At 72.0% G+C, this 12,948-nt stretch carries 15 protein-coding genes; 9 read left to right on the top strand and 6 right to left on the bottom strand.

Annotated elements, in window-relative coordinates; all coding sequences use genetic code 11:
• Nucleotides 1-92 precede the first annotated feature (92 nt).
• Nucleotides 93-740 carry a nucleoside/nucleotide kinase family protein gene (locus tag ACR9ZG_RS06365; protein WP_481284013.1) on the top strand — a complete coding sequence of 216 codons (648 nt, stop codon included), beginning with the start codon at nucleotides 93-95 and terminating at the stop codon, nucleotides 738-740.
• Between the two features lie 9 nt (nucleotides 741-749).
• Nucleotides 750-995, top strand: coding sequence for a glutaredoxin family protein (locus ACR9ZG_RS06370; RefSeq protein ID WP_481283984.1), 246 nt, complete (start codon nucleotides 750-752; stop codon nucleotides 993-995).
• Between the two features lie 49 nt (nucleotides 996-1,044).
• Here ACR9ZG_RS06370 and ACR9ZG_RS06375 read toward each other — a convergent pair whose 3' ends face one another.
• Entirely contained in the window at nucleotides 1,045-1,608 is a 564-nt protein-coding gene (locus ACR9ZG_RS06375) for a TetR/AcrR family transcriptional regulator (RefSeq protein WP_481283985.1), read from the bottom strand.
• Nucleotides 1,609-1,714: 106 nt separating this feature from the next.
• Between ACR9ZG_RS06375 and ACR9ZG_RS06380 the strand changes: the two genes are divergently transcribed.
• Entirely contained in the window at nucleotides 1,715-2,635 is a 921-nt protein-coding gene (locus tag ACR9ZG_RS06380; RefSeq protein ID WP_481283986.1) for an SDR family oxidoreductase, read from the top strand.
• On the opposite strand, the gene ACR9ZG_RS06385 is transcribed toward ACR9ZG_RS06380, so the two are convergent.
• Nucleotides 2,608-2,937: a hypothetical protein gene (locus tag ACR9ZG_RS06385; protein WP_481283987.1), complete on the bottom strand. Its 330-nt coding sequence runs from the start codon at nucleotides 2,935-2,937 to the stop codon at nucleotides 2,608-2,610. The genes ACR9ZG_RS06380 and ACR9ZG_RS06385 overlap by 28 nt on opposite strands.
• A gap of 147 nt (nucleotides 2,938-3,084) precedes the next feature.
• On the opposite strand from ACR9ZG_RS06385, the gene ACR9ZG_RS06390 reads away from it, so the two are divergent.
• Together ACR9ZG_RS06390 and ACR9ZG_RS06395 are read left to right on the top strand one after the other, a co-directional pair.
• Nucleotides 3,085-4,056 carry an aldo/keto reductase gene (locus tag ACR9ZG_RS06390; protein WP_481283988.1) on the top strand — a complete coding sequence of 324 codons (972 nt, stop codon included), beginning with the start codon at nucleotides 3,085-3,087 and terminating at the stop codon, nucleotides 4,054-4,056.
• A gap of 14 nt (nucleotides 4,057-4,070) precedes the next feature.
• On the top strand, nucleotides 4,071-4,931 hold the full coding sequence (locus ACR9ZG_RS06395) for an aldo/keto reductase (protein WP_481283989.1): 861 nt from the start codon (nucleotides 4,071-4,073) through the stop codon (nucleotides 4,929-4,931).
• 83 nt (nucleotides 4,932-5,014) lie between these two features.
• Here ACR9ZG_RS06395 and ACR9ZG_RS06400 read toward each other — a convergent pair whose 3' ends face one another.
• From ACR9ZG_RS06400 to ddaH, 4 genes are all read right to left on the bottom strand, one after another.
• Nucleotides 5,015-5,671 (bottom strand): MOSC domain-containing protein, encoded by a 657-nt coding sequence (locus ACR9ZG_RS06400; RefSeq protein ID WP_481283990.1) that lies wholly within the window; start codon nucleotides 5,669-5,671, stop codon nucleotides 5,015-5,017.
• Between the two features lie 96 nt (nucleotides 5,672-5,767).
• Nucleotides 5,768-7,252 carry a peptide MFS transporter gene (locus tag ACR9ZG_RS06405; protein ID WP_481283991.1) on the bottom strand — a complete coding sequence of 495 codons (1,485 nt, stop codon included), beginning with the start codon at nucleotides 7,250-7,252 and terminating at the stop codon, nucleotides 5,768-5,770.
• A gap of 40 nt (nucleotides 7,253-7,292) precedes the next feature.
• A complete protein-coding gene (gene rocD / locus ACR9ZG_RS06410) occupies nucleotides 7,293-8,507 on the bottom strand; it encodes an ornithine--oxo-acid transaminase (protein ID WP_481283992.1) in 1,215 nt (404 codons plus the stop codon).
• 27 nt (nucleotides 8,508-8,534) lie between these two features.
• The gene (ddaH, locus tag ACR9ZG_RS06415) at nucleotides 8,535-9,410 is read right to left on the bottom strand and encodes a dimethylargininase (RefSeq protein WP_481283993.1); all 876 of its coding nucleotides are present in this window, start codon (nucleotides 9,408-9,410) and stop codon (nucleotides 8,535-8,537) included.
• Between the two features lie 113 nt (nucleotides 9,411-9,523).
• Here ddaH and ACR9ZG_RS06420 point away from each other — a divergent pair, with 113 nt between their 5' ends.
• The 4 genes from ACR9ZG_RS06420 to ACR9ZG_RS06435 all read left to right on the top strand — a co-directional run bounded on the left by ACR9ZG_RS06420 (nucleotide 9,524) and on the right by ACR9ZG_RS06435 (nucleotide 12,895).
• Nucleotides 9,524-9,961: an Lrp/AsnC family transcriptional regulator gene (locus tag ACR9ZG_RS06420; RefSeq protein WP_314148117.1), complete on the top strand. Its 438-nt coding sequence runs from the start codon at nucleotides 9,524-9,526 to the stop codon at nucleotides 9,959-9,961.
• A gap of 116 nt (nucleotides 9,962-10,077) precedes the next feature.
• Nucleotides 10,078-10,503, top strand: coding sequence for an SRPBCC family protein (locus ACR9ZG_RS06425; protein ID WP_481283994.1), 426 nt, complete (start codon nucleotides 10,078-10,080; stop codon nucleotides 10,501-10,503).
• A gap of 113 nt (nucleotides 10,504-10,616) precedes the next feature.
• Entirely contained in the window at nucleotides 10,617-11,471 is an 855-nt protein-coding gene (locus ACR9ZG_RS06430) for a response regulator transcription factor (protein ID WP_481283995.1), read from the top strand.
• Nucleotides 11,468-12,895, top strand: coding sequence for a sensor histidine kinase (locus tag ACR9ZG_RS06435; protein ID WP_481283996.1), 1,428 nt, complete (start codon nucleotides 11,468-11,470; stop codon nucleotides 12,893-12,895). Before ACR9ZG_RS06430 ends, ACR9ZG_RS06435 begins: the two co-directional genes overlap by 4 nt.
• Nucleotides 12,896-12,948 lie beyond the last annotated feature (53 nt).

Below are 12,948 nucleotides of genomic sequence, written 5' to 3' on the forward strand. Positions count from 1 at the left end.
GGGGGGGGGGGGGGGGGGCCCCCACACCCGGGGCCGCCCCCCCCCCCCCCCCCCCCTCCTCCGCATCCCCCGCCTCACCCTCCTTCGCTGCTCTGGCCCGGCGCGCGCTCGACCTCGTCCCCGGCCCCGGCGGACGGGTGCTGCTCGGGATCGCGGGCAGCCCCGGCTCGGGCAAGACCACCCTCGCCCGCGCGGTCGCCGACGCCGTCAACGAGCGTCTCGGCGAGCCGGCAGCCGTCTACCTGCCGATGGACGGCTTCCACCTCGCCAACGCGACCCTGGACGCCCTCGGCCGTCACGACCGCAAGGGCGCCATCGACACGTTCGACGGCTGGGGCTTCGTGGCGCTGCTGCGGCGCATCCTCGACGAGCGCGAGAACCCTGTGTACGCGCCCGCTTTCGAGCGGACCGTCGACGAGCCCGTCGCCGGCTCCATCCCGGTCGGGCCGGAGGCGCGCCTCGTCGTCGTCGAGGGCAACTACCTGCTGGCGCCGCAGTCGCCCTGGGACCGCATCCCCGGCCTCCTCACCGAGAGCTGGTTCGTCGCCACGCCCGAGGAGGAGCGGCTGCGGCGCCTGGTCGACCGGCACACCCGCCACGGCCGGACACCCGACGCCGCGCTGGCCTGGGCGCGCGACGTGGACGGCGTGAACGCGACCCTCATCGAGGCGACGCAGGAGCGGGCCACGCTGATCGTCGACGGCACCGCGCCCACAGGACTCCCAGCCGAGCGCTCCTAGGGTGGAGGGATGACCTCGTCCTCCTCCATCACCATGTACGGCGCGGACTGGTGCCGCGACTGCATCCGCTCCAAGGCCCTCCTCGACCGGCTCGGCGCCGACTACGAGTACATCGACCTCGTGCAGCGCCCGGAGGAGGCCGAGCGCGCCCGCGCGATCAGCGGCCGCACGAACATCCCCGTCATCGTGCTGCCCGACGGCAGCCACCTGGTCGAGCCGACCGACCCGGAGCTGGAGGCCGCGCTGGGGCGGTAGCGCCCGCGTCGGCCCGCCGGCGACAGCTCGCCCGAATCGGCGCCCCACGTCAGCCCGCCGCGAGCTCCCGCAGGTCGCGGATATGCGCCCGGATGCGCTCGGCGAGCGTGCGCGGCTCGTCGTCGGCGATCCACCCGGCGAACGCCAGCTTGAACGCCGCGACCCCGGCCTCCGCCGCGAGGGTCGCCGTGGGCTCCGGCACGCCCTTCTCGCGCAGCGCGCCGGCGCAGTCGTCGGCCAGGGCGGACAGCTTGAGCAGTTCGCGCTCCTGGAGGCTGGGCGTCGCCGCGATGACCCGCGCACGCTCCCGCGCCCACGGCCGGCGCTCCTCCAAGAACCCGCCGGCGGCCGCCATGCCCGCCTCGACCCGCTGGAGAGGCGAGAGCCCGGGCGCGGAATCCAGGATCGCCGCCACCGCCGCCGTGCCCATCGCGTTGGTGCGATCGAAGAGCACCTCGCGCTTGTCCGCGAAGTGGCGGAAGAAGGTGCGCTCCGTCACGCCCGCCCGCGCGGCGATGTCGGCGACGGAGGTGCTGTCGTAGCCGCGCTCGGCATACAGCTCCAGCGCGGCGAGCGCGAGACGCCCGCGCGCGTCCGGCTCCCAGCGTCCCATGCGCACAGTCTAGTGCGGCGCTGCACGAGTGATGACAGTGAATGACATCAGTGCTACGCTGCGAGTGATGTCACTCCCTGACATCACTCGCTCGAAAGGACCGCTCATGCGCATCTTCGTCACCGGAGCCTCCGGCTGGATCGGCTCGGCCGCCGTCCCGGAGCTCCTCGCCGCCGGCCACGACGTGATCGGCCTCGCCCGATCCGACGCCTCGGCCGACGCCCTTCTCGCCGCCGGAGCCGGGGTCCACCGGGGCAGCCTCGACGACCTCGGCAGCCTCCGCTCGGGGGCCGAGGAGGCCGACGGCGTCATCCACCTCGCCTTCAAGCACGACTTCGACGCCTACGCGTCTTCCGGCCTCGCCGAGCGCGCGGCCGTCGAGACGATGCTCGGAGCGCTGGAGGGGACCGGCAAGCCGTTCCTGTTCGCCTCCGGCCTCGCCCTGCTCGCTCCCGGGCGGCTCGCGACCGAGGAGGACGCGTCGCCGTTCAGCGGCCCCGAGTCGCCCCGCGGCGGCGCGGAGCAGCTCGCCCTTTCGTCCGCCGACCGCGGCGTGCGCCCCGTCGCGCTCCGGTTCGCGCCCACCGTGCACGGAGCGGGCGACCACGGGTTCACCGCCGTCCTCGCCGACGTCGCGCGCCGCACGGGCGTCGCCGGATACGTCGGCGACGGGAGCAACCGCTGGCCCGCGGTGCACCGGTCCGACGCGGGCCGGCTCATCGCCCTCGCCCTGGACGAGGCGCTGGCGGGCGCGCCCGCCCTTCCGGTCGTCCATGCGGTGGCCGAGGAGGGCATTTCCGCCCGCGAGATCGCGGCAGCCCTGGGCGACGCGCTCGGCGTGCCGACGGCCTCCATCCCCGCCGAGGAGGCGAACGACCACTTCGGCTGGCTCGGCACGTTCTTCAGCGCCGACATCCCGGCCTCCAGCGCGCTCACGCGGGAGCGCCTCGGCTGGACCCCGTCGGGCCCGACCCTGCTGGAGGACATCGCCGCCGGCGCCTACTCCGCCGCCCCGGTCTCGCGGTAGTCGTCGACCGGTTCCACGCCCTCGGCGTGCGTCAGTCGCGCATCGGCCGGCGGATCGCCGATGACGGAGGTCGTCTGCGCCCGGCCCGGCCGATGCGCGACGACGAACGCCGCGATCAGGATCGCCGCCGCGATGATCCCCGCCATCGCGAGCGCAGCGGCGAAGATCGACTGGCGCAGGCGGGCTCCGTTGCAGAGCGCGGTGTCGACGATGGCCCCGTCGCACACCGAGATCCGACCGAGGTCCGCCAGGCCGAAGCCGACGACGACGAGGACGAATGCGGCGACCACTCCGAGAGCCACGAGCCAACCCAGACGCATGAGCACCCGTCCCTCTGTTGGGCATGAAGTACAAACCTTAGCTTTAATATTTGACACGGAACTGCATGCTTGCAGGATTCTGCCCTCGCACCCGTTGGCCTTTCCCCCGGAGCGGGGGATGCTGACGCCATGGAGTACACGCATCTCGGCCGTTCCGGCCTGAAGGTCTCCCGTCTCGTCCTCGGCACCATGAACTTCGGTCCGCAGACGAGCGCGGAGGATTCGCACGCGATCATGGACGCCGCCCACGAGGCGGGCATCAACTACTTCGACACCGCCAACGCCTATGGCCAGCACCTCGGCAAGGGCGCGACCGAGTCGATCATCGGCGACTGGTTCGCGAGCGGAGGCGGCCGCCGCGAGCGGACCGTGCTCGCCACCAAGCTCTACGGCGACATGGGCGACTGGCCCAACGAGGGCAGGCTGTCGGCGCTGAACATCCGCCGGGCGCTCGACGCCAGCCTCCAGCGGCTCAAGACCGACTACATCGACATCTACCAGTTCCACCACATCGACCGTGACACGCCCTGGGAGGAGATCTGGCAGGCGATGGAGGTCGCCGTCGCGCAGGGCAAGATCCTCTACGCCGGTTCCAGCAACTTCGCCGGCTGGCACATCGCGACCGCGCAGGCGGAGGCGCGCAAGCGCAACTTCGTCGGGCTGGTCAGCGAGCAGTCGATCTACAACCTCCTCACCCGGCAGGTCGAGTTGGAGGTGCTGCCCGCCGCCCAGGCCAACGGCGTCGGGGTGATCGCCTGGTCGCCGCTGCAGGGCGGGTTGCTCGGCGGCGTGGTGAGGAAGCAGAACGAGGGCAAGCGCCGGCTGGAGGGCCGCGCGGCCGAGACGCTCGAGAAGCACCGCGACGCGATCGAGGCGTACGAGGCGTTCGCCGAGGAGCTCGGCCACGAGCCGGGCGACATCGCGCTGGCCTGGCTGCTGACCCGGCCGGGCGTCACCGGCCCGATCATCGGGCCGCGCACGATGGGGCAGCTGGAGGGCGGCCTCCGCGCGCTCGACGTGACGCTCGACGACGCGGCACTGGCACGACTGGACGAGATCTTCCCCGGGCACCGCACGGCGCCCGAGGACTACGCATGGTGAGCGAAGGAGAACGGATGAAGACCCGCAGGATCGGAGACGTCGAGGTCAGCGCCATCGGCCTGGGCGGCATGCCCATGTCGATCGAGGGCCGCCCCGACCGGGAGCGCTCCCTGAAGACCATCCACGCCGCCCTCGATGCCGGCGTGACCCTCATCGACACGGCGGACGCCTACCATCTGCACGCCGACGAGACCGGCCACAACGAGGAGCTCATCGCCGAAGCGCTGCGCACGTGGAGCGGTGACGCCTCCACCGTGCTCGTGGCCACCAAGGGCGGCCACCTGCGACCGGGCGACGGCAGCTGGACCGTGCACGGCCGGCCGGACTACCTCAAGGAGGCGGCCAAGGCGTCGCTGCGCCGGCTCGGCGGCGACGCGATCGGGCTGTACCAGTTCCACCGGCCCGACCCGGACGTGCCGTACGCCGAGTCTGTCGGCGCGCTGCGCGACCTGCTCGACGAGGGCATCATCCGGATGGCGGGCATCTCGAACGCGAACCAGTTGCAGATCAGAGAGGCGCAGGAGGTGCTGGGCGGCCGGCTCGTGTCGGTGCAGAACCAGTACTCGCCGGCGTTCCGATCGAGCGAGCCGGAGCTGCGGATGACCGAGGAGCTCGGCATCGCGTTCCTCCCGTGGAGTCCGCTGGGCGGCATCACCAACGCGGCCGAGCTCGGCGACCGGTTCGAGCCGTTCGCCGACATCGCCTCGGACCGCGGGGTGAGCCCGCAGGTGATCGCCCTGGCCTGGCACCTCGCCCAGGCGCCCAACGTCATCCCGATCCCCGGCTCGTCCCGCCCCGAGACCATCCGGGACTCGCTGACCGCGGTCGACGTGGAGCTCACCCCCGAAGAACTGACCCGCCTGAACGCCGCGTAGCCCGTAGCCCGTAGCCGCCGAGCACAGGAAAAATGTCGTCGATCATGCCGATCGGCGACATTTTTCCTGTGCTCGCGGGCCGGCTAGACGGCGGGCGCGGAGGCCCGCTTACGCACCGTCCGGATCGACTCGTGCATCTCGGGGACGAGCCGGACGCGGCCGTCGCGCTCCGCCTCCTCCAGCGCGTCGGCCTGGGCGCTGTCCGCCGCGGCGAACCACGACGCGATCGTGACGCCGTGCCCGGGACGGGACACGACCTCCACCTCGTCGCCCACGCCGACGGTGCCCGACTTCACGACCGACAGGTACGGCCCGGGACGCGCGGCCTCGGTGAACCGGCGCACCCACTGCTCCTCGCCCATCCGCCGCTGGAAGGTCGCGCAGGGCGTGCGCGGGCACGTCACCTCGACGACCAGTTCGCCGCCGATCCGCCACCGCTCGCCGATCTCGGCCGCATTGACGTCGAGCCCGCTGAGCCGGAGGTTCTCGCCGAAGAGCCCGGGCGGGATGTCGCGGTCGAGCCGGTCCGCCCAGAACGCGGCGTCCTCCTCGGCGTAGACGTACAGCGCCTTGGTCGGGCCGCCGTGGTGCTTGCGGTCCGCCTGCACGTCGCCGTGGAGGCCGTACGGCCGCACCTTCAGACGCCGTGAAACGGGACGCTTGTCGATCGCGGTGACGCCGATGTGGCTGGCGTCGTGCAGCAGCTGATCGACACGGCAGACGGCGAGGACGGAGGCCATCCGCCCAGTATGCCGGACACCACCCGGCCCCGCCGTGGCACCGCCGGCATCCCGCAGCACCCGCTACCGCACCCCGCGCATCCGCCGCAGCACCCGCTACCGCACCCCGCGCATCAGCCGCAGCACCCACCGGCTGACCAGCGCCAGCGCGACGCCGACGAGCACCGCGACCAGCCCGATGATGCTGAAGTAGATGCCCTCGTTCTCGGGCGAGTACAGCTTCGCGAGCTGCCCGGCCATCGCCGTTCCGAGCGCGACCGACAGGAAGTAGAGCGCCACCATCTGCGCCTGGAACGCGTGCGGCGCGAGCTTCGTGGAGGCCGAGAGCCCGATCGGCGAGATCAGCAGCTCCGCGACCGTGAAGACCAGCAGGATGCCGACGATCGCGAGCACGGGCGTGCTGTTCGCGCCGCCCCCCGCCCAGATCAGGAACAGCCAGAACGCGAGCCCCATGAAGACCGTGCCGGCTGCGAACTTGAGCGGCGTCGACGGCTGCTTCTCGCCCCACTTGGTCCAGATCGCCGCGAAGACGCCCGACAGCACGATGATGAAGATCGGGTTGATGGACTGCACCCACGAGACCGGGAACTCCCAGCCGAAGATGTCGCGGTCGAGCCTCTTGTCCGAGTAGATCGTCACGACCGTGAACTGCTGCTGGTAGAGCGACCAGAACACCGCGTTCACGATGAACAGCGGGATGAAGGCCAGGACCCTGCTGCGCTCGACCGAGCTGAGCAGCCGCGACGACAGGATCACCGCGAAGTACGCGATCGCCGCCCCGATCACCAGCACGATCACCCAGAGGGCGATGTTGTCGGCGTTGATCAGCCCGGTGAGCACGAGCGCGACGATCACGGCGACCGCGACGACGGCCAGCACGATCATCAGCGGGTAGCGGCTGCGAGGCAGCGGGTGCGGCACTTCGCGCGCCCGGTCCGGCAGGCGCTTGCGGCCGAACGAGTACTGGAGGAGCCCGATCGCCATGCCGACCGCCGCGAGCCCGAAGCCCCAGTGGAAGCCGAGGGTCGTCTGCAGCAGCCCGGTGAGCAGCGGGCCGAGGAAGGCGCCGAGGTTGATGCCGAGGTAGAACAGCGAGAACCCCGCGTCACGGCGCGGATCGTGCTCGTCGTACAGCGTGCCGACGATGCGGGTCGCGTTGGCCTTCAGGCCGCCGCTGCCGATCGCGATGCAGATCAGGCCGACGATCACCCCGGCGAAGCCTGGCAGCAGCGCGAGCGAGAGGTGGCCGGCCATGATGACCACCGCGCTCCAGAACAGGATGCGCTCCGAGCCGAAGACCCGGTCGGCGAGCCACGCGCCCAGGATCGTCGAGAAGTACACCGCGCCGCCGTACGCGCCGACGATGCCCGCGGCCGTGGTCTCGGGGATGCCGAGGCCGCCTCGCGCGACGGAGTAGTAGAGATAGATGAGGAGGATGCCCTGCATCCCGTAGAACGAGAACCGCTCCCACATCTCCACGCCGAAGATGGTCGCGAGCGGGCGCGGCTGACCGAAGAAGCCGTGGTCGCCACGGGTGTCATGCGGCCGTGTGGCCTGCTCCGAGTCGCTCATGGCGCCCATGGTGCCACCGGCGCCACGCCAGGGGAACGACCGATTCGGATCAGGCCATGAGCACCGCCTCCAGCTGGTCGACCGCCCAGCCCAGCTCCGCCTCCTCGATGACGAGTGGAGGAGCGAGCCGGATGGTGGAGCCGTGCGTGTCCTTCGCGAGCACACCCCGCTCCATCAGTCGCTCGCAGATCCGGCGGCCCGTGCCGAGCGCGGGGTCCACGTCGATGCCCGCCCACAGGCCGACGCAGCGCACCGCCACCACGCCCTCGCCCACGAGCCGTTCGAGCCGCTCACGGAGGATCGCGCCCAGCATCGCCGCTCGCGCCTGCGGTTCGCCGGTCGCCAGCATCGCCACGACGGCGCGTCCGATGGCCGCGCCGAGCGGGTTGCCGCCGAACGTCGAGCCGTGCTCGCCCGGCCGCAGCACGCCGAGCACCTCCGCGTCGCCGACCACCGCCGAGACCGGGACGATGCCGCCGCCCAGCGCCTTGCCGAGCAGATAGAGGTCGGGGACGACGCCCGCGAGATCGCACGCGAACGTCGATCCGGTCCGGCCCAGCCCCGACTGGATCTCGTCCGCGACGAACAGCACCCGACGCCGGTCGCACAGCTCGCGCACCGCGGCGAGATAGCCGGGCGGCGGGAGGATGATCCCCGCCTCGCCCTGCACCGGCTCGACAAGCACGGCGACGGTGTCGTCGTCGATCGCCGCGGCGAGCGCCTCCGCGTCGCCGTACGGCACGATCCGGAAGCCGGGGGTGTACGGCCCGAAGTCGTCGCGCGCCTGCGGGTCGTCGGAGAAGCCGACGATCGTGGTCGTGCGGCCGTGGAAGTTGCCGGCCATGACGACGATGTTCGCGCGCCCGGCGCCGACGCCCTTCACCCGGTACCCCCAGGCGCGGGCGACCTTGACGGCCGACTCGACCGCCTCCGCTCCGGTGTTCATCGGCAGGACCATCTCCTTGCCCGCCAGGGCGGCGAGCTCCTCGGCGAAGGGGCCCAGCTGGTCGTTGTGGAAGGCGCGGCTGGTGAGGGTGATGCGGTCGAGCTGCGCGCGGGCGGCCTCCAGCAGCACCGGATTGGAGTGCCCGAAGTTCACCGCCGAGTACGCCGCCAGGCAGTCCAGGTAGCGGCGGCCCTCCACGTCGGTCACCCAGGCGCCGTCGCCCGAGGCGATGACGACGGGGAGGGGATGGTAGTTGTGCGCGAGGTGGGCCTCCTCGCGGGCGATGGCCTCGGCCTGGCTCTGCGTCGTCGCGCTCATCGCGCCTCCTTCGGCACGGCTCCTGCGTCAGCGGCGGAGCTCGAGGGTGCAGCACTTGACGCCGCCCCCGCCGCGCAGCAGCTCGGAGAGGTCGACGCCGATGGGGGTGTAGCCGTGGTCGCGCAGCTGCGCCGCGAACCCGGTGGCGCGCGCGGCGATGACGACGTCGCGCCCGTTGGAGAAGGCGTTGAGCCCGAGCACCGCGGCGTCCTCCTCGGCGACCTGGATGGCGTCGGGGAACCGCTCGCGCAACAGCGCCAGGCTCGGCTCGTCGAAGGCGGAGGGCAGGTACGCGATGTGCTCGCGCCCCGGCGTCTCGTCGAGCACGGTCAGGGCGGTGTCGAGGTGGTAGAAGTTCGGGTGCGTCAGGCGGAGGCTGAGCACGGGCCGCCCGACGACGGCCTCCAGCTCGCGGTGGCTGGCGTCCGAGCTGCGGAAGCCGGTGCCGGCGAGGATCACGTCGCCCACGACGAGGAAGTCCCCCTCCCCCTCGTTGATCTCGCCGGGCTCGACGGTCTCGAAGCCGTTGGCGCGGAACCAGTCGAGGTACGCCGGACCCTCCGCCTGGCGCTGCGGGTGCACGAAGCGGGCGCCGTACGCGACGCCGTCCAGCACGAAGCCGCCGTTCGCCGCGTAGACCATGTCCGGGAGGCCGGGCAGCGGGTCGATGAGCTCCACGTCGTAGCCGAGGCCGAGGTACACGGCGCGGAGCCCCTCCCACTGCCGCAGCGCGAGGGCGGTGTCGGTCGGCCGCGCCGGGTCCATCCACGGATTGATGCGGTAGACGACCGCGAAGTGCTCCGGCCGGCACATCAGTACGGTCCGGTGCCGCGTCGAGCGCGCGGGGGCCGTCTCCGGCACTGCCTCCGGCTCCGGCCGCACGTCTTCGCTCGCGATCGACATGCGGCCAGTGTGGACCCCCACGCACAGCGAATCCATAGCGATCCATTGCGTTCAAGCGCAAAATTCAAGCAATACGCGAGCCAACGCGCAACGATCCACCGTATGCTTGCGCCGTGGACAACCTCGATCGCAGCATCCTCGACCTGCTCCGCCAGAACGCGCGCGCAGGGTATGGCGACATCGGCTCGGTGGTCGGGCTCTCCGCCTCGGCCGTGAAGCGGCGCGTGGACCGCCTGGTGGCCGACGGCGTCATCCGCGGGTTCACCATCCAGGTCGACCCGGCGATCGACGGGATGAGCACGGAGGCGTACGTCGAGCTGTTCTGCCGCGGAACGGTGTCGCCGGAGGAGCTGCTGCGCATCCTCTCGGCCGTCCCCGAGGTGGTCGACGCGGGCACGGTGACCGGCAGCGCCGACGCGATCGTCCACATCCGCTCGCGCGACATCCCGAGCCTGGAGGCCGCGCTCGAGAAGGTGCGCCTGGCACCCAACGTCGACCACACCCGCAGCGCGATCGTGCTGTCGCGGCTCATCAACCGCGGAAACGGCTGAGCGCGGTACCTAACTCGCTGTCATCTGTCCGCTGCCCGCTGCCCGCTGCCCGCTGTCCGCTGTCCGCTGTCGCGATCGTTCAAGATCCGCGCGCCGGGAGGAGGGAGGCTGATTCCATGACCGAGACAGCACGCGCCAGCATCCGCATCGACGCCGATCGCTCCGCCGTGTGGCGGGCGCTGACCGACCCGGAGACGATCTCCCGATACCTGTTCGGCACCCGAGTGGAGACCGACTGGCAGGAGGGCAGCCCCATCGTCTACCGCGGCGAATGGGAGGGCGCGCCCTACGAGGACCGCGGCACGCTGCTGGAGGTGGTCCCGGGCGACCGGCTCGTCTCCACCTACTACAGCCCGCTCAGCGGCAAGCCCGACCTCCCTGAGAACTACCAGACGGTCTCGTACCTGCTCTCGGCCGAGGGCGACGGGACCCTGGTGACGATCACGCAGGACGGCTGCGTCGACGCCGAGGAGGCCGAGCGGATGAGCGGCAACTGGCGCATGACCCTGGAGTCGCTGCGGTCGGTGATCGAGGAGGGCTGAACCGCGGCCGCGACGGCGCGACCGGGCGGACCCTGCGAGAACGTTCAGCGCTCCGAGCACCCCGGTACGACGGATCCGAGCGCCGGCACGGCTGACAGTGGCACGATTGGCCCATGAAGCTGCTCGTTGTCGAAGACGATCCGGACATGGGAGGCCTGGTCCAGCGCGGCCTGGCCGCCGAGGGCTACGAGGTCACCCTGGTGACGAACGGCGTGGATGCGATGATCGCGCTGCGCTCGGACGCTTTCGCGGCGGCGGCGATCGACGTGATGCTGCCGGGGATGAGCGGCTTCGAGCTGTGCCGGCACATCCGGGAGCAGCAGAACCCGATGCCCATCCTGCTCCTCACCGCGCGCGACGCCATCGAGGACCGCGTGCACGGCCTCGACTCCGGCGCCGACGACTACCTCACGAAGCCGTTCGCGTTCGCCGAGCTGGCCGCGCGGCTGCGTGCGCTGCTGCGACGGGAGCCGAGCGGCATGCGGCCGCAGGTGACCGTCGGGAGGCTCACCATCGACTCGCACGAGCACCAGGCGCTGGTCGCCGGGCACGAGATGCCGCTCAGCCGCCGGGAGTTCGCGCTGCTGCGCCTCTTCGCGACCAACCCGGACAAGACGCTGTCGCGCGCGGACATCCTCGAGTCGGTCTGGGGCACCACCGAGAACATCGGCACCAACGTCATCGACCAGTACGTGTCGTATCTGCGCAAGAAGCTCGACTCCGCCGACGCCGGGCTCTCGATCATCACCGAGCGCGGCCGGGGGTACCGGCTCGACGCGAAGAACGCGGCTCCGGTGCAGGAGGCCGAGGCGGCGTCCGGCGGGCCGGGGAGCGCCGGAGCCGGTACCGCCGCGTCCGGGTCGACCGTGTCTGGTCCGGCCGGAGCCGGGTCGGCCGGATCCGGGTCGGCCGCATCCGGGCCGGCCGAGCCTGCGCCCGCGGAGGGCCGGGGCGCGTCGCGGTCGTGAACCGGCTCCGCCGGCTGTCGATCACGGCCCGCATCACGATCGGCAGCCTCGTGGTGGCGACCCTGTTCGGCCTGGTGGCCGTGGTCGTCATCCGGGTAGGCGTCGCGGGCATCCTGCACAACGCCACCGTCACTCTCCTGACCAACGACATCAGCACCCCGGAGGAGTCGGTGCGGGCCGACCCGGACGGCCCGTTCGACCTGCCCGGCGGCGGGCAGGAGCTCGCCGTCGTCTCGGCGGAGGGCCGCCTCCTCGCCTCCACGCTGCCGGCGGCGATGGAGCGGCGGATCGACACGCTGATCCGGCTGGACAACACCCCGACCTCGTTCCAGCTCGGCGACGACCAGTACCTCGTCCTCACCCACACGATCGAGACGACGGCCGGGCCGATCCACATCGTCGCCGCCCGCAACGACGAGACGACCGCGCTGATCCTCGACCGACTCACCGCGGCCCTGCTCATCGGCGCCGCCGTGCTGATCCTCGGCTTCGGCGCCGCATCATGGCTGCTGGCGCGTGCGGCGCTGCGCCCGGTCAGCAGGATGCGCGAGCAGGCGGAACGCATCGCCGGCGAGGAGCGCACGCGGCGCGAGGAGTCGACCGGCCTCCTGACCGTCGGGCCGGCCCAGGATGAGCTGTCCGAGCTCGCGACCACGCTGAACGACCTGATCCGCCGCCTGCGCGCGTCCGCCGACCGCGAGCGGCAGATGGTATCGGACGCCAGCCACGAGCTGCGGACGCCCCTGGCGGTGCTGCGCGGGCAGCTGGAGCTGGCGGAGCTGGATGCCGGAGACGCAGACTCGCTGCTCACCGACATCCGGTCGTCGCATGCCACGGCGTTGCGGCTGGGCCAGCTGGCGAACAACCTCCTGGAGCTCTCGCGCATCGAGGCCGGACCGTCGAGCGGCCGGATCGACTGGCGCACCTTCGCGGACGAGCTCACCGATGCGGTCGACCGCGCCCGGCTGCTGGTGAGCAGCGACGACGACGAGGGCCGGATCTCCATCGACTACGACTACGACCCGCGGCAGCGTCCGGACGCGGACGCTCGGGTCGCGCTCTCCCCCACGGACGTGGGCCGCATCCTGGATAATCTGCTCGGCAACGCGATCACCGCGATCCGCTCGGCTTCGCTGCAGGAGGCCGCGGTCACCGCATCCCTGTCGGTGTCGGGCGAGAACGTGGTGCTGTCCGTCCGCGACACCGGCCCCGGGATGCCCGCGGAGTTCATCCCGGTCGCCCTGGACCGCTTCACCCGCGCCGACGACGCCCGCACCTCGCGCTCGGGCACGGGAGGCGGACTGGGCCTCGCGATCGTCGCCGCCCTCGCGGACGCGGCGGGCGGAGAGGTGGTCCTCGCGAACGCGGACCCCTCCGGCCTCAAGGTCACGGTCACCCTGCCCCTTGTCCGCGACGCGGGGTAGGTGGCGGGACGCGCGGCGGAGCGCCCGGCGCGGAGCCCCGGTCGCTTCAGTGC

This window comes from Leifsonia sp. KNZ12-8B (assembly GCF_056755495.1).